The sequence below is a fragment of the Pseudomonas sp. AK106 genome (assembly GCF_053903055.1).
Genome location: NZ_CP096426.1, coordinates 5206886 through 5223274, shown reverse-complemented (window position 1 = coordinate 5223274; position 16389 = coordinate 5206886). Strand labels below are relative to the sequence as shown.

The window sequence follows — 16389 nt, the reverse complement described above, 5'->3', positions numbered from 1 at the left end:
GCCGGGAAGAGGCCAGTGTGAACACCAAAAATCCTGCAGCGTGACGACCGACGCCTTCCCGGCTGAAGCCGGTCCCACAAGGGATCGCCGTACCCAGTCGCATCGGTTGTACGTTAAGCGTAACGCGATCAGGGTGACGAATTGGCGGGCATCGTCTGCAATTTTTTCGATGCCGGGGCGATTCAGCGTCATCACCCCGACACTTATAATTTGGCGCGTTGTTTTGCGCGTTACTTTCTACGCGACCCGCGCAGTGTGCCAAGCGCCATCCATGCCAGAAAAATCACCCCGAGTATCAGCACGGCCCACAGACCGATGCGCTTCATGTCGGGACCACTGGCCTCCACGGGCGCTGCCGGAGCAACCGGCGCCACAGGTGTGGCGGCCATGGACGCGCTGCCCAGTGCTGCCAGCTTCTCCGGGCTGACACCGGGAATCAGCGTCGCCAGTGGCAACGCCGCGCTTTTCACCGTGGCGTTGCCGACGGCCAGGCTGTAAGGCGGCGCGCCGCGACCGAGGAACACCAGTTGCGTGGCGCGCACGGCAAAGCTCAGCGTCGGCGCGTCATTGCCCAGGCCGCCGCCGCGGTCATCGACCTCAAGTTTAAGCTGCTGCACGACATTGCCCGGCAGCTCCATTTCGTCCTGCACAACGTCCTGACCGTTCTGGCTGAGCCGATAAAGCAGGCCGTTGTCGATCAACTCCCACGCTGCGTTGCTGTCACGACGCCCGTAGAGCGTGGCAGGCGCGAGGCTGTTGGGTTGCGCGATGTCGATCCGCATGCGTTCCAGCGGCAGGGCCACCGGCAGTTGCCACACATACACGCCAGGTTTTTCGACGCGGCCATTGATGGCCGGCGACCAGCTCAACGGCAGCACGCCGGGCTGCGTGCTGATCAGTTGCACGGCGTTCAGCGTCGGCGCGGACAGGGGCGATTTCCACAGCAGACGCAGATAGCGGGCGCTGCGCCCCGGCAGATTGACGACGCGCTGCTCAACCAACTCTTCAGCAAATGACAGCCTCGCGACCTGACCCTCGCCCCAGCGCTGCCAGTGCTGGAGGTCGTCGCTGGCCTCGATGCTGAACCGCTGAAAACCGTCGCGCTCGCTGCTCCAGTCCAGGATCAGTTGATCCAGCGGCGCGTTGATCGCGCTGGTGTCGAGCAACCAGCCGCGCAGAATCTCTTCGCCCGCCTCGATCTCACCCTGGGGCTGCACCTCCACCAGCGTGCCGTTCGGCGTTCGCTCGACGCGGATTTTCGGCTCGGCGTCTTTCGCGGCATCACTGTTGTACAGCGGGAACCACTTCACCGAGACCGGGCTTGCGTCGGCTGCACGCTGGGGCGGGCTTTGGGTGATTGCGTAGGGTTGGGCCTGGCCGTCTGCGTTGAAAACGCGCACATCGTTGAGAGTGCTCTGGCGCGCGTTCAACTGCACGCCGAGGGGCAATTCCAGCCGATACCAGGGCCCTTCGCCGCTGACGGTCAGCGGCGCGTGGGTGGTGAAATCATCCGGCAGATCCTCCGCCTGGCTGAGCGGGGCCGCGCACAGCAGCGAGCCCAGCAACGGGGCAAGCAGGGCGGCCTTGATGACGAACTGACGACTCAACTGAACACTCCTTACGCGCTTCATTTCGATGCCCGGTCCGCCGCGTCGGCGTCGGTCAGACCCTCGCTTCGAGCCGGATGCCGGGGCGGCAGGGGGGCGAAATATCCCACCACCAGCAACAGAACGCCAACGCCGATAAAGGAAATGATCCGCTCCAGACCGCCACGATTGCTCAGCTCGACGAAGAACAGTTTGGCCACGACGACCCCGATCAGTGCGGCGCCGGCAATCCACAGGTCCCGACGCGCGCGCAGATGGCCGCCGATCATCAGCGCCAGCGCGGTCAGCGTCCAGACGATGGAAAGCCCGGCCTGCACACGCATCGATTCAAACAGCGCGTCGGGGTACCAGGCCACGCCGGCCCAGTGATGGGCCGTGCGCAAAACCATGGTGGTGATCAGTGCGAACAGCGATGCGCCGGCAATGACCAGCGCCGCTTTCTGAGCACGCCCCTCGCTGACGCCCAATTGCGGAAGTTGCTGGCGGGTCCAGCTGACGATGCCGGTCAGCGTGATCAACAGGCCCAGTTCCAGCGGGTTCAGCAATGGAAGATAGGGCAGGGGGGCGGCAGCGCCTTCGCTGAACCCGTTCGCCAGCCAGAACCAGGCGAGCATCAATGCAGCCAGCGGCGCCGCAGCCCAGACGCGGTACTCACGCGGATACGCACTGACAGGCCAGAGCCACGTGCGGGAAGCCGTCATCGCCAGCAAGTACAGGCTCGGCAGCAACGCCCAGCCCAGCCAGCGCCAGGCGTTGTACGCCTCCGACAACACCAGCAGTCCGTAACGAAGTTGCAGCGAGAAAACGCTGATGATCAGCCAGCAGCCGAGCACATGGGCTCCACTGCGCAGGCGCGGGAGCAGCAGTTTGTCGAGCTTCTTCAAGGAACACAGGTGAACCGCAAACACCGCGAGCCAGCCCAGCCAGCCCCAATCGGCGGCAGGGTTGTAATAGGCGTTGAAGCTCATCAGCACGAGCAACACAGCGCTCATCGGCGTCAGCAGCGTGGACAGTTGAGCGATTCCGGTCCAGTTCAGGCGCAGGGCTGCCATGGTCCACAGCCCAACGCTAACGGCGCCCAGCACCAGCAACGTCGAGAACACGTTCGGGCCTGCTACGTAGTCAGTCATGATGAACAGCGCTACGGACCACCAAAGCGTTCCCCACATCAGCAACGCAGGTTGCAATACACGCTTGCTTAGCGACAGACGCAAAGTCCCGATGCGCTCCACGGAGAACGCGCTGACCAGACCAGCGAGTGCGATGATCAAGGGGGTCCAGAAATCCCCCTGATTGAACGTCGGCACATACCAGCGCCCGACCACGCCCAGAAACGCCATCCCCGCGCCCAGTTGCAGCAGCAGGCCGAAACCCCGTGCCAGCACGCGGTTCTGACGCATGCCGAGCCAGAACACCGCCGCGCCCTCGACCGCCCAGGCGACCGTCGTCCATTGCGCGCTGAGGCCGAGGGGAATCGCCAGCGTGCCGAAGACAACGCCCAGCGACAGGCACGTTTCGACCAGCAGCAACGCCCGACCCGGTGCGCGCCCGGCCAGGAACCGAGCGATGCCCATGTACAGCAAGCCCAGCGCCAGTGCGCTCAACGCAGCGCCGAATTCGATGTGTTGAACGAGCGCGTACTGCAGGCCGAAGCCGACGATGGGTGTGCCGAACAACAGGCTGCCGTCGACGTAGTGGGTCTGACGCGAGGACCCGCGCAGGGTGGCTTCCCGGCTGTCGTCGTCGGGCCCGGCGGCGTGTTCTTGCAGCGTGCGCCGGGCGAACAGCAGGCCGATGGCCAAGTACATCAGGAAGAACAGGATCAGGAAGGGTTCCGTGCTCCAGAACAGCTCGGGCGTGTACGCGCCCATGCCCCAGGCGAAGCCGATGCCGAACGTGCCGATGAAGCCGATCAGGTTCAGCGGGCGCCAGGCCTTGAACCACGCGATGGCGAAAATCCCGGCGTTGAGCAGGGCGAAATAACTGAACAGCGCGACGTGACTGCCGTCGCCGGAGGATGTCAGCAGCGGCGCGGCAAATCCGCCCAGAGCGGCGACGCAGGCGAGGGCCAGAGAGTTTTGCGTGACGGCGAGAATGGCCGAAAACACGGTGACCGCCACCAGCAGGCTGAATGCCATCCCCGGCGCCAGCAAGGTGTGGACTTTCATGGCGGCGAACACGGTCAGGTACAGCACCGCGACGCCCGTCCCCTGCAGCATCAGCGCGAAGGATTCATTGCGATGACGCAGCCCCCAACCCAACCCCAGCAGCGCCAAGGCTGCCCCCGCGACACCGGCATAACGGGCTTCGATCGGGACGACCATGCCTTCGGTGGCGTAGCGCAGCAGGAACGCCAGGCCGAGAAACAGCAATACGACGCCGACCCGCAGCACGGTGTTGCCACCGAGCAGCCAGTTTTTTGCGCGCATGAAGGCGCTGTCGAACAGGTTTTGCTCGGCAGGGGCGGGCTGGGTTGAAGCGGGCAGGGAGGCGGATGCAGCAGCGGGCGCGTAGCTCGGGGCTGTGGGTGATGGCGCCGGTGCAGGGCGACTCCATTCCGAATCGCCAACGTCCGAGGCGGCCGGCTCGAGGTCCGGTAGATCCCACAGCAGCTCCGGGCCATCGTTTGCGATGGGCTGAACATTCAACGGCGCGGACACGGGTGCATCCGGCAACTGGGCGGCGGCGGAATCCAGCTGGCTGAGGCGTTGTTGTACGGCGTCGAGGTCCTGCCGGGTCTTGGCAAGTTCGGCTTTCTGCACGGCGGTTTCCCGCGTCAATGCACTCAGCCGGAAGCTCAAGCCCGCCGCCAGGCCAATGACCGCCCCGACCGCGCCGCCCAACAGCGACCCATCAAGAAGCGCTCCGATCACCAGACCGGCCAGCAGAAGAATCCATTGCACGCGACGACATCCCTTTTCAGCCGATCAACGGCGATGGCGAAAAGTATATCGGGCGTCAGGAAAGGGGAAACATTTTGTGTTGGGGAGGGGAGCCTAGTGGAAAAGGACTGCGGTGGAAGTGCGGAGGAAGGGGGATTGGTGGAAGGGGACTGATTTATTTACTGGTGGAAGGGGACTGATTTATTTACAACGCTTCACCGTAAATTAATCTGTCCCCGCCCAAGCGTTTCTGGTGAATGAAAGTAAGTCTTCGCGAGCAAGCTCGCTCCCACAGGATTTGCATCTGCCTCGAAACCGAGCGGTGTGGCCGGGGTGGAAGCGGGGTGGAAGGGGACTGATTTATTTACAACGCTTCACCGTAAATTAATCTGTCCCCGGCCAGGCATTTCTGGTGGATGAAAGTAAGTCTTCGCGAGCAAGCTCCCACAGGATTTGTACTTGCTGCGAGAGCGAGCGGTCACATCAAGGTGATCGTCTCGGCTGAGACAATCACCTCAAACGCCCTTAATCCAGCGCGTTCCAGATTTCGGTCGCGTACTCGCGGATGGTCCGGTCCGAAGAGAACCAGCCCATGCGCGCAGTGTTGAGCACCGCGGAACGCCACCATTCTTTCGAATCGTGCCAGCGCGCTTCGACCTTGGCCTGGGCGTGCCAGTACGACTCGAAGTCAGCGCAGACGAAGAAGCGGTCGTAGTTGATCAACTGATCGATCAGCCCGGCGTATCGATACGGATCATCCGGCGAGAACACCCCGCCCCGGATCGCTTGCAGCACGTCATTCAAACGCCCGGACGCCGCGATGTCCTGATGCGCGTTGAACTCACCGGCATGCTTGCGCGCTTCGACTTCCTGCGAGGTCATGCCGAAGATGAACATGTGCTCCAGACCGACCTGCTCGCTCATCTCCACGTTGGCGCCGTCGAGGGTACCGATGGTCAGCGCGCCGTTGAGGCCGAACTTCATGTTGCTGGTGCCGGACGCTTCCAGGCCTGCCGTGGAAATCTGCTCCGACAGATCCGCCGCCGGAATGATGCTTTCCGCCAGGCTGACGTTGTAGTTGGGCATGAACACCACTTTCAAACGGCCGCGCAACGTCGGGTCATTGTTGACCGTGCGCGCGATGTCGTTGGTCAGCTTGATGATCAGCTTGGCCGAGTGATAACTGGCCGCCGCCTTGCCGCCGAAGATCTTCACGCGCGGCACCCAATCGGTGCTCGGGTCGGCACGCATGGCCTGATACAGCGCCACGGTGTGGAACAGGTTCAGCAACTGACGCTTGTACTCGTGGATGCGCTTGACCTGTACGTCAAACATCGCCTCGGGGTTAATCACGATGCCCAGGCGGTCCTGAATGATCGTGGCCAGAGCCTGTTTACTTTGCAGGCGTTGAGCGGCAAATTCCTGCTGGAATCGTGGGTCTTCAGCCAGCGGCTCCAGTTTCAGCAGCGCGGTCTCGTGGTTGTCGAGTACCTGCTCGCCGAGCTCGTTGACCAGCATGGAAGTGAGTTGCGGGTTGGACTGGAACAGCCAGCGGCGGAAGGTGATGCCGTTGGTTTTGTTGTTGATGCGGTCCGGGTGAAGCTTGTGCAGGTGGGCGAAAACGGTCTTGCGCATCAGCTGCGTGTGCAGCGCCGACACACCGTTCACACTGTGCGAGCCAAGGAACGCCAGGTTACCCATGCGCACGCGACGGCCGTTGTCTTCTTCGATCAGCGAGACGGCGCGCAACAGGTCGAACAGGCCAGGATCGTCTTTGAAGTCCAGGCGGACCTTGTCGATGTGCTGGGCGTTGATCATGTAAATGATCTGCATGTGGCGCGGCAACATGCGCTCCATCAGGCCGACCGACCAGGTTTCCAGCGCTTCAGGCAGCAGCGTGTGGTTGGTGTACGCCAGGGTGCCGACGGTGATGCGCCAGGCTTCATCCCACTCCACGTCGTGCAGGTCGATCAGGACGCGCATCAGCTCCGCCACGGCGATCGACGGGTGGGTGTCGTTCATCTGGATGGCAACGTGTTCCGGCAGGCTGCCGATGCTGTAGCCCATGTTCTTGTGGCGGCGCAGCAAATCCTGCAACGACGCCGAGACGAAGAAGAATTCCTGACGCAGGCGCAGTTCCTGGCCCGCTTCTGTGCTGTCGTTTGGATACAGCACACGGGAAATACTTTCGGCCCGTACTACTTCCGCCACCGCACCGACGTGGTCGCCGGCGTTGAAGCGTTCCAGATGCAGGTCTTCCACGGCGCGCGCGCGCCATAGGCGCAGCGTGTTCACCGCTTTGCCGCGCCAGCCCACGACGGGCGTGTCGTAAGCAATCGCGCGAACGGTTTCGCCTGCGGTCCAGACCTGACGTGTTTCGCCCGAGGCGTCCAGCACAGGTGCGCCGGCTGCATCAAGCAGAGGCTGCACGCTGCCGCCAAAGCCGATCTGGTAAATCACTTCAGGGCGTTCGAATTCCCACGGGTTACCAAAGTCCAGCCAGTTCTCGGTCTGCTCCTGCTGCCAGCCATCGACGATGGCCTGACGGAAGAGGCCGTGCTCGTAACGAATGCCGTAGCCATGGCCCGCAATGCCGAGGGTCGACATGCTTTCCATGAAGCAAGCGGCCAGACGACCGAGGCCGCCGTTGCCCAGTGCAGCGTCAGGCTCCAGCGAGCGAATCTGCTCCAAGTCGACGTTCAGGCCTTTCAACGCTTCGCGCGCGGTTTCGAGGATGCCCAGGTTACTCAGGCTGTCGAACATCAGACGGCCGATCAGGAACTCGAGGGAGAGGTAATAGACACGCTTTTTTTCCTGCCGATAGACGTAGCGCGTGTGGTTCATCCAGCGCTCGGCCATTTTGTCGCGAGTCGCCAGCGCGATGGCCATGAACCAGTCATGGTCGAAGGCATGGTCGGGGTCTTTACCGACGGCATACTCGAGTTTGTTCAGCACAGCTTCTCGGAAGGCTGCCACTTCAGCGTCACGAACGTTGGGTTCCGGAGACATCGGGTACGACCTCAAGTTGGTTTGACGATTAAATGGGTGGGTTGACTGTAGGGCGTGTCATTGGTTATTTCCTCCCGGTCGGACGGAAAATACGCGGTTGCACAACCCTCGGTTCGACTCGAACAAGCTACCCCGGTTCGCCGTCATTGCACATCGAAGGCAATTCTCTGGCGCATTCCCCCGTATCTGGAGACGCCTTGCATTGATCGTTCCACTCTGGCGTTGATCTTGCTCATGTTTTGCTGTCAGCGGGCATGTGCCTGTGAAACAGGGGATAACAGTTGGCCGGAATGAGGCGGGCATGTTCATTCGCCGATTCAGGTTTATGATGCCCAACGGCAGATAGACCGCAGCCCCTGAACTGGACTTTTGGAGCACCTATGCAGACTTTGTACCCGCAGATCAAACCTTACGCCCGGCACGATCTGGCGGTGGAAGAGCCGCATGTACTGTATGTCGATGAAAGCGGCTCGCCGGACGGCCTGCCCGTCATATTCATTCACGGCGGGCCGGGTTCGGGATGCGATGCACAGAGCCGCCGTTATTTCGATCCTAATCTCTATCGCATCATCACCTTCGATCAGCGCGGCTGCGGTCGTTCAACGCCTCATGCCAGCCTGGAAAACAACACCACTTGGCACCTGGTCGATGACCTCGAACGCATCCGCACCCACCTGGGCATCGACAAATGGGTGGTGTTCGGTGGCTCGTGGGGTTCGACGCTCTCCCTGGCCTACGCGCAGAAACACCCGGATCGGGTCCATGCTTTGATTTTGCGCGGCATCTTTTTGAGCCGGCCCCAGGACATCAAGTGGTTCTACCAGGAAGGCGCGAGCCGGCTGTTCCCGGATTACTGGCAGGACTACATGGCGCCGATCCCGCCGGACGAGCGCCACGACGTGCTCGGCGCATTCCACAAACGCCTCACCGGCAATGATCAGATCGCCCAGATGCACGCCGCCAAGGCGTGGTCGACATGGGAAGGGCGCACCGCCACATTGCGTCCGAACCCGCAGGTGGTCGATCGCTTCACCGAACCCCATCGCGCCTTGTCCATTGCGCGCATCGAATGCCATTACTTCACCAATGGTGCGTTCCTCGAAGAAAACCAGCTGATTCGCGACATGCCGAAAATCGCCCATCTGCCGGGCATCATCGTCCATGGCCGCTACGACATGATCTGCACGCTGGACAACGCCTGGGAGCTGCATCAGGCGTGGCCGAACAGTGAACTGCAGGTCATCCGCGAAGCCGGTCACTCGGCGTCCGAGCCGGGCATCACCGATGCGCTGGTGCGGGCGGCGTCAGAAGTGGCGCGCCGTTTGCTGGATCTGCCGCCGGAAGAGGCATAAATGAAGGCCTTGCTTCAGCGCGTTTCCCAGGCGCGCGTCGACGTTGCCGGCCAGACCATTGGTGCGATTGATCAAGGTTTAATGGTCCTGATTGGCATCGAGCCTCAAGACACGCCGGCCAGCGCCGACAAGATGTTGCACAAGCTGCTTAACTATCGGGTATTCAGTGACGCCGACGGGAAGATGAATCTTTCGTTAATCGACGTTAATGGCGGATTACTGCTGGTCTCTCAGTTCACACTGGCGGCAGATACCAAGAGCGGGATGCGGCCGAGCTTTTCAAAAGCTGCACCCCCGGCCCTCGGCGCCGAACTGTTTGGCTATTTGGTGACGAAGGCCAAAAGCTCCCACGAGACGGTGGAAACGGGCCAGTTTGGTGCAGATATGCAGGTGCACCTGATCAATGATGGCCCTGTGACATTTTTGCTTGAAACCTGAGCACCCCGGTCTTTTTGATGGCCCCGGATTTACTGGCTTCAAACGCAATAAATAGTTTGCGTCCCCTGATGCGTTGTAACGCGAGCTACTGGATAATCGCGCGCTACAAGGACGGGCCAAAGCCCGTTAAATCGGTAAAACGCAGACTGGTCCGGCACCGCTTGGGGAATCATTGGCCCCTTTTGGAGTCGGAACAGTGCTCGCCAACCCGGCATTTGATAGCTGGCCGTTGGTTTCTTCATCTGTTTTCGGCGAGGGTTGCTCGTGATTGTTAGTCCATGTAATGCACCAAAGAACCCGGGCGGGCGCTTGCGCAGCGCGCTGCTGGCAGGGTCGGCTTTGTTTTGTCTGTTCGGCGCCAGTCAGCTCTGGGCGTTCGATCTAGACGACGTGGCGACAAAGGCCAAAGATCTGGCCGGACAGAAATTCACCGCGCCGAAGAGCAATCTTCCGGCCGAATTCCGCGACATGAAGTTCGCGGACTATCAAAAGATCCGCTTCCTGCAAGACAAAGCCGAATGGGCGAATGACAAGACCCCGTTCAAGGTGTCGTTCTACCACCAGGGCATGCACTTCGACACCCCGGTCAAAATCAACGAAGTCACCGCCAACTCCGTCAACGAGATCAAGTACGACCCGACTCGTTTCGATTTCGGTGACGTGAAGTTCGATCCCAAGTCGACCGAGAACCTGGGCTACGCCGGTTTCCGCGTCACCTACCCGATCAACAAAGACGACAAGCAAGACGAAATCATGACCATGCTGGGCGCGAGCTACTTCCGCGTCATCGGTAAAGGTCAGGTTTACGGCTTGTCTGCGCGCGGGATGGCGATCGACACGGCCATGCCATCAGGTGAGGAATTCCCTCGCTTCACCGAATTCTGGATCGAGAAGCCAAGCCCGGATGACAACCATCTGGTCATCTTCGCCTTGCTCGACTCCCCTCGCGCCACCGGCGCTTACAAGCTGACCCTGCGTCCGGGCACCAACACACTGGTTGATGTCCAGTCGCGCATGTACTTGCGTGACAAGGTCGGCAAATTGGGCGTTGCGCCGCTGACCAGCATGTACCTGTTCGGCGCCAATCAGCCGTCGAAAGTCCTGAATTACCGTCGCGAGCTGCACGACTCCAGCGGTCTGTCGATCCAGGCAGCCAATGGCGAGTGGATCTGGCGCCCGCTGAACAACCCTAAACACCTCTCGGTCAGCAGCTTCTCCGTAGAGAACCCGCGCGGCTTCGGTCTGCTGCAACGTGGCCGCAACTTCAGCCATTACGAAGATCTGGATGACCGCTACGACAAACGTCCAAGCGCCTGGATCGAGCCGAAGGGCGATTGGGGCAAGGGCACCGTTGACCTGGTCGAGATCCCTACTGCTGACGAAACCAACGACAACATCGTTGCGTTCTGGAAGCCGGAAACCCAGCCAGAGCCGGGTCAGTCGATTGACTTCAACTACCGTCTGCACTGGACCATGGATGAGGATGCCATTCACTCGCCAGATCTGGGCTGGGTCAAGCAGACCCTGCGCTCGACGGGTGACGTGAAGCAGTCGAACCTGATTCGTCAACCGGACGGCAGCGTTGCTTATCTGGTGGATTTCGTTGGCCCGACCCTCGCCAAGCTGGGCGAAGATCCGTCGATCCGCAGTCAGGTCATCACCGATGACAACACCGATCTGGTCGAGAACAACCTGCGCTATAACCCGGTCACCAAAGGCTGGCGTCTGACGCTTCGCCTGAAGGTCAAGGATCCGGGCAAGGCGGTTGAAATGCGTGCTTACCTGCTGCGCGAAACCCCTGCCGAGCCAGGCAAGGAGCCAGCGGTCATCACTGCCGACAAGTCGGACAAGAAGCCGGCCGCCAAGGCTGATGCCAAGGCTGCTGTTGCTGCGGCGCCAGTGGTTGCTGCACCGAAGGACGAGAAAGCTGAGCTCGTTAAGACCGATGCCTTGAAGGCCGGCGATGCGAAAGACGCGAAAGACATGAAGGACGCTAAGGGCCCTAAAGCCGACAGCAAAGATGCCGCCAAGTCGGCCGAAGCTACCAAGGTAGCCGAAGCCAAGTCGGATGAGGCGTCCAAGCCTGAAGCCGCACTGGGCGACGCTGCCAAGGCCAACAAAGGCATGAAAGAGACCCCGCAGCCAGCGGTAGAGGCTGCATCCACCCAACAGGGGCCGGCCATGATTCAACAAATCCTGACCGAAACCTGGAGCTACCAGTTGCCAGCCGATGAGTAATTCACACGCGGTGCCAGAGCCTTTGAATGAGTCTCTCAGCGAGTACCTGGCGCATCTGCCGATGACCGACGCGCAGCGGGCAGAGCTTGCCAGCTGCACCTCGTTCGCTGAGCTGCACGAACGCCTTTCGGCGCAAACCGTCGCTGACCCTGCCGAGGCCTCCCAGGCCTCGGTGGGTCGTCGCCTGACCCTGACGACCGCTGATGAGCTGCACGAAGCCGAGATGCTGAGTGTCGACGCCAGTGGCCGCGTTGTCCTGAAAGCCACGCCGCCGATTCGTCGGACCAAAGTCGTGCCGGAGCCATGGCGGACCAACATCCTGCACCGCGGCTGGCGTCGACTGACCGGCAAGAGCAATCCGCCGCCGCCCAAGGACGATCTGCCACGCGATCTGCCGAAGGCGCGCTGGCGCACCGTCGGTTCGATCCGTCGCTACATTCTGTTGATCCTCATGCTGGGCCAGACCATCGTCGCCGGCTTCTACATGAAAGGCATCCTGCCGTATCAGGGCTGGTCACTGGTTTCATTCGACGAAATCAGTCATCAAACCCTGTGGCAGACCGCTGTTCAGGTCATGCCGTATGCGCTGCAGACCAGCATCCTGCTGTTGTTCGGGATTCTGTTCTGCTGGGTGTCGGCCGGTTTTTGGACCGCGCTGATGGGCTTCCTAGAACTGCTCACTGGCCACGACAAGTACCGTATTTCCGGTGCAAGCGCGGGCAATGAGCCGATCGAAGTGGGCGCGCGCACTGCGCTTGTGATGCCGATCTGCAACGAAGACGTGCCTCGCGTATTCGCCGGTTTGCGGGCGACGTTCGAATCGGTCAAAGCCACAGGCGATCTGGACCGCTTCGACTTCTTCATTCTCAGCGACTCCAACGAAACCGACATTTGTGTGGCCGAGCAACAAGCCTGGCTGGACGTATGCCGTGAAACCGGTGGTTTCGGCAAGATCTTCTATCGTCGTCGCCGCCGTCGCGTTAAGCGCAAGAGCGGTAACCTCGATGACTTCTGCCGTCGCTGGGGCGGTGAATACCGCTACATGGTCGTGCTTGACGCTGACTCGGTGATGAGCGGTGACTGCCTGACCAGCCTCGTGCGCTTGATGGAAGCGACGCCGGACGCCGGCATCATCCAGACCGCGCCGCGTGCCTCGGGCATGGACACGCTGTATGCCCGCATGCAGCAGTTCGCCACTCGTGTGTACGGCCCGTTGTTCACCGCCGGCCTGCACTTCTGGCAGCTGGGTGAATCCCACTATTGGGGTCACAACGCGATCATCCGCATGAAGCCGTTCATCGAGCACTGCGCCCTGGCCCCTCTGCCCGGGAAGGGTGCCTTCGCCGGTGCGATTCTGTCCCACGACTTCGTCGAAGCTGCGCTCATGCGCCGTGCCGGCTGGGGCGTGTGGATTGCCTACGACCTGCCGGGCAGTTACGAAGAGCTGCCGCCGAACCTGCTGGATGAGCTCAAGCGTGACCGTCGCTGGTGCCACGGTAACCTGATGAACTTCCGCCTGTTCCTGGTGAAGGGCATGCACCCGGTGCACCGTGCGGTGTTCCTGACCGGCGTGATGTCCTATCTGTCGGCTCCGTTATGGTTCTTCTTCCTGGTGCTGTCGACCGCGCTGCTGGCGGTGAACACGCTGATGGAACCGACGTACTTCATGGAACCGCGCCAGCTGTATCCGTTGTGGCCACAGTGGCACCCGGAAAAAGCCGTTGCGTTGTTCTCCACGACCGTCGTGCTGTTATTCCTGCCGAAACTGCTCAGCGTGATCCTGATCTGGGCCAAGGGCGCAACCGGTTTTGGTGGCCGCATCAAGGTCACCCTGTCGATGCTGCTGGAAATGCTGTTTTCCATGCTGCTGGCGCCGGTGCGCATGATCTTCCACACCCGCTTCGTACTGGCCGCGTTCCTGGGCTGGGCTGCGACGTGGAACTCGCCGCAGCGTGATGATGACTCGACGCCGTGGAGCGAAGCGGTCAAACGTCACGGGCCGCAGACGCTGCTGGGCTTCTGCTGGGCGCTGCTGGTGGCCTGGCTGAACCCGAGCTTCCTGTGGTGGCTGGTGCCGATCGTGGGTTCGTTGATGCTGTCGATCCCGGTGTCGGTGATTTCCAGCCGCACGAATCTGGGCCTGAAAGCGCGCGACACCAAGCTGTTCCTGATCCCGGAAGAGCACACGCCGCCGCAAGAGCTGGTGTCCACTGACAAGTACACCCACGAAAACCGCTGGCACGCGTTGAACGACGGTTTCATCCGTGCGGTGGTCGATCCGCAGCAGAACGCTTTGGCTTGCGCGCTGGCGACTTCTCGCCATCGCGAGGCCGAGCCGATCGAGTGGATGCGTGTCGAGCGTGTGCGTCACGCGATCAAAGGTGGCCCTGAGCTGCTGAACAACCACGAACGCCTGCAATTGCTCAGCGATCCGGTTGCGCTGGCTCGGTTGCACGAACTGGTCTGGAGCGAAGGCAATTCCGCTTGGCTCAATGCCTGGCGCGCGTCGGTGGAAGCCGATCCCCATGCGCCGCTGCTGCCTTTGCAGCCAGCGACCCATGTGAATGACGCGACCCTCGTCAACGCCTGATTCATACGCTGAACAAAACGCCGCCGAAGAGTGATCTTCGGCGGCGTTTTTGTTTGGGCCGGGCCCTTGTGTAGTAGGACCGGCTTTAGCCGGGAAGAGGCCAGCGCGCGTGCTATTAATTCTGCGGTGTGAATGCACACGCCTTCCCGGCTAAAGCCGGTCCTACAACTCGACGTCGCAGCCGGTTTCGCCTTAGCTCACCCGAAACTTCCCGACCATGTCCTGCAACTGCACGCCCAGCCGCGCCAGTTCGATGCTCGACGCGGCCGTCTCCTCGCTGGACGCTGCGGTTTGCTCGGACACATCCCGAACGTTCAGCACACTGCGGTTGATCTGCTCCGCCACGCTGCACTGTTCCTCGCCCGCCGCGGCAATCTGCTGGTTCATCGTCTGAATCGTCGACACCGTCCGTGTGATGTGTCCCAGCGCGCTGCCGGCCTGGCGACTCAACTCCACGCTGCTGTCGGTCAGGGTTCGGCTGGCATCGAGGGTCATCACCACTTGCTGGGTGCCGCTTTGCAGCGCCGCGATAAGCACTTCGATTTCCTCGGTGGATTCCTGGGTGCGCTGGGCCAGTCCGCGAACCTCATCGGCAACGACCGCAAAACCGCGTCCCGCTTCGCCTGCCCGGGCGGCTTCGATCGCGGCGTTCAAAGCCAGCAGATTGGTCTGCTGCGACACTGACTTGATGACGTCGAGCACACCGCCGATCTTGTCGCTCTCCAGCTTCAGCTTGCCCATGGCTTCGGTGGAATTATTCACCTCCAGCGCCAGGCGCTCGATCTGCGCGATGGCGTCGTTGACCACCTTGTCGCCGTCCCGCGCCTGCTGATCAGCGTGCCGCGCCGCCTCGCTGGCTTCTTCGGCATTGCGGGCCACTTCCATCACGGTCGAGGTCATCTGGTTCATCGCCGTCGCAACGCAGTCCGTTTCGTCTTTCTGGCTGTTGACGCCCACGCTGGTCTGCGCCGTGACAGCGGACAGTTGCTCGGCCGCGCTGGCGATCTGGGTCACGCCGTCGCTGATGCCACTGATGAGCTTGCGCAGGCTCAGGGTCATCTCCTGCATGCTGCGCTGAAGCATGCCCATCTCGTCGCGGCGGCCGAGCTCCAGGTCCTGACTGAGATCACCGTTGGCGATGCGCGCCGCCGCACTCAAGGTCAGCCGTAGCGGCGCGATGATCTGCTGGGTGATCAGCCACGCCGCGAGCAGGCCAAGGAGCATCGCCAGCCCGGCCACGCCACTGAGCGTCTGCCGCGACTGAGTGGCTTCGGCATCACGCCGCTGGCCTTGCAGCGCAGTGATCTCGCCGGTCGAGGTGAGCAGGCTCTCGCTCAGCGCCTCCATGGACTCCTGGGCCGCTTCAACCTTGACCTGCAGGTCTTTGAACTGGCTCATGTGCTCGCGGTACTTGAGCAGCGTCTTACGCGCCGTGAGCAATTCACTGACGTTGCCATCGGCTTGATCGCTGGCGATCTGCTCGACCTCCTTCAGCGCTTCGTCGATGGCGGTAATGGCGGCAATTTCATAGGACTCTTTACCGCTGAACACGTACGCCTGAACTTCGTAACGGGCGTTCTGCACTTGCTCGCGCAATTGCTGAATGTTGGTGAACTCACCGAGGCGCTCGCTGCTGTCCTGCTCTTGGCTGACGGCTTTCAAGACCTCGCTTTCCACTTGGCCGATGGACTTGATCGCCTCGTCCGAGAGAACCGCCAGCTGCGCACGCGAGTCGGCTCGCGCACTCAACAGCGTGGTCAGATTGGCAAAGGTGGCTTCGAGCGCCCTGACCGTGTCGCTTTGGCTGTTGAGCAGCTTGAGGATGTCGGCGGGAGGCGCATCGTCGCGCAGCACCACCAGATGCGCTTCGATTTCATTGATGCGGGCAACGACGCGCGAGGCGCTGTCAGCAGTGTTTTCGACCCGAAAGACGATGCGCTCGGCGCGCAGGTCCTTGGTCATCGCGTTGAGCTGAGCGATGGAGGTCAGTGACTCCGAGCGCTCGATCATCGTGTCGAGCCCATGCCACCCGGTCAGGGTAATGGCCAGGGTCAGAAGCAGAACCAGGCCAAAGCCCAGCGAGAGTTTGAGTTTGACGCTGGTGTTGGCCAGCGCCCGGTTGATGCGTTGCAACATGATGCGTCTCCTGCGAATGGGCGATAAACGCGCATCGGCAGGGGAGGCGGAGGCGTGACCTGATCAGGTCGTAGGAGATTTCCGAGGGGCGGGAAGGGGTGACGCGTGTCACAGATTCCGCCCCTATTGGAGGCTTT

At 61.5% G+C, this 16389-nt stretch carries 8 protein-coding genes; 4 read left to right on the top strand and 4 right to left on the bottom strand.

The features are described 5' to 3' along the window. Positions 1-230 precede the first annotated feature (230 nt). The 3 genes from M1E04_RS22840 to M1E04_RS22830 all read right to left on the bottom strand — a co-directional run bounded on the left by M1E04_RS22840 (position 231) and on the right by M1E04_RS22830 (position 7498). Positions 231-1577, bottom strand: a complete 1347-nt coding sequence (locus M1E04_RS22840; protein WP_244656918.1) for a DUF3999 domain-containing protein — start codon at positions 1575-1577, stop codon at positions 231-233. A gap of 50 nt (positions 1578-1627) precedes the next feature. Continuing rightward, positions 1628-4510, bottom strand: a complete 2883-nt coding sequence (locus M1E04_RS22835) for a DUF2339 domain-containing protein (RefSeq protein WP_456292089.1) — start codon at positions 4508-4510, stop codon at positions 1628-1630. 504 nt (positions 4511-5014) lie between these two features. Then, positions 5015-7498, bottom strand: coding sequence for a glycogen/starch/alpha-glucan phosphorylase (locus tag M1E04_RS22830; RefSeq protein ID WP_296310921.1), 2484 nt, complete (start codon positions 7496-7498; stop codon positions 5015-5017). Between the two features lie 380 nt (positions 7499-7878). Here M1E04_RS22830 and pip point away from each other — a divergent pair, with 380 nt between their 5' ends. The 4 genes from pip to mdoH all read left to right on the top strand — a co-directional run bounded on the left by pip (position 7879) and on the right by mdoH (position 14116). After that, positions 7879-8850: a prolyl aminopeptidase gene (gene pip, locus M1E04_RS22825; protein ID WP_296310919.1), complete on the top strand. Its 972-nt coding sequence runs from the start codon at positions 7879-7881 to the stop codon at positions 8848-8850. Next, complete coding sequence (gene dtd, locus M1E04_RS22820) at positions 8851-9288, top strand: D-aminoacyl-tRNA deacylase (RefSeq protein WP_065986671.1); 438 nt, start codon at positions 8851-8853, stop codon at positions 9286-9288. A 258-nt stretch (positions 9289-9546) separates the two neighbouring features. Beyond that, positions 9547-11526, top strand: a complete 1980-nt coding sequence (locus M1E04_RS22815) for a glucan biosynthesis protein (RefSeq protein ID WP_083233003.1) — start codon at positions 9547-9549, stop codon at positions 11524-11526. Beyond that, positions 11519-14116 (top strand): glucans biosynthesis glucosyltransferase MdoH, encoded by a 2598-nt coding sequence (gene mdoH / locus M1E04_RS22810; protein ID WP_456292088.1) that lies wholly within the window; start codon positions 11519-11521, stop codon positions 14114-14116. Before M1E04_RS22815 ends, mdoH begins: the two co-directional genes overlap by 8 nt. A 192-nt stretch (positions 14117-14308) precedes the next feature. Here the strand turns inward: mdoH and M1E04_RS22805 are convergent, their stop codons facing one another. Next, a complete protein-coding gene (locus M1E04_RS22805) occupies positions 14309-16252 on the bottom strand; it encodes a methyl-accepting chemotaxis protein (RefSeq protein ID WP_456292087.1) in 1944 nt (647 codons plus the stop codon). Positions 16253-16389 lie beyond the last annotated feature (137 nt).

Coding starts and splice junctions, on each gene's coding strand:
- M1E04_RS22805 (WP_456292087.1), bottom strand. CDS start 16,252: ATGTTGCAACGCATCAACCGGGCGCTGGCCAACACCAGCGTCAAACTC.
- dtd (WP_065986671.1), top strand. CDS start 8,851: ATGAAGGCCTTGCTTCAGCGCGTTTCCCAGGCGCGCGTCGACGTTGCC.
- mdoH (WP_456292088.1), top strand. CDS start 11,519: ATGAGTAATTCACACGCGGTGCCAGAGCCTTTGAATGAGTCTCTCAGC.
- pip (WP_296310919.1), top strand. CDS start 7,879: ATGCAGACTTTGTACCCGCAGATCAAACCTTACGCCCGGCACGATCTG.
- M1E04_RS22830 (WP_296310921.1), bottom strand. CDS start 7,498: ATGTCTCCGGAACCCAACGTTCGTGACGCTGAAGTGGCAGCCTTCCGA.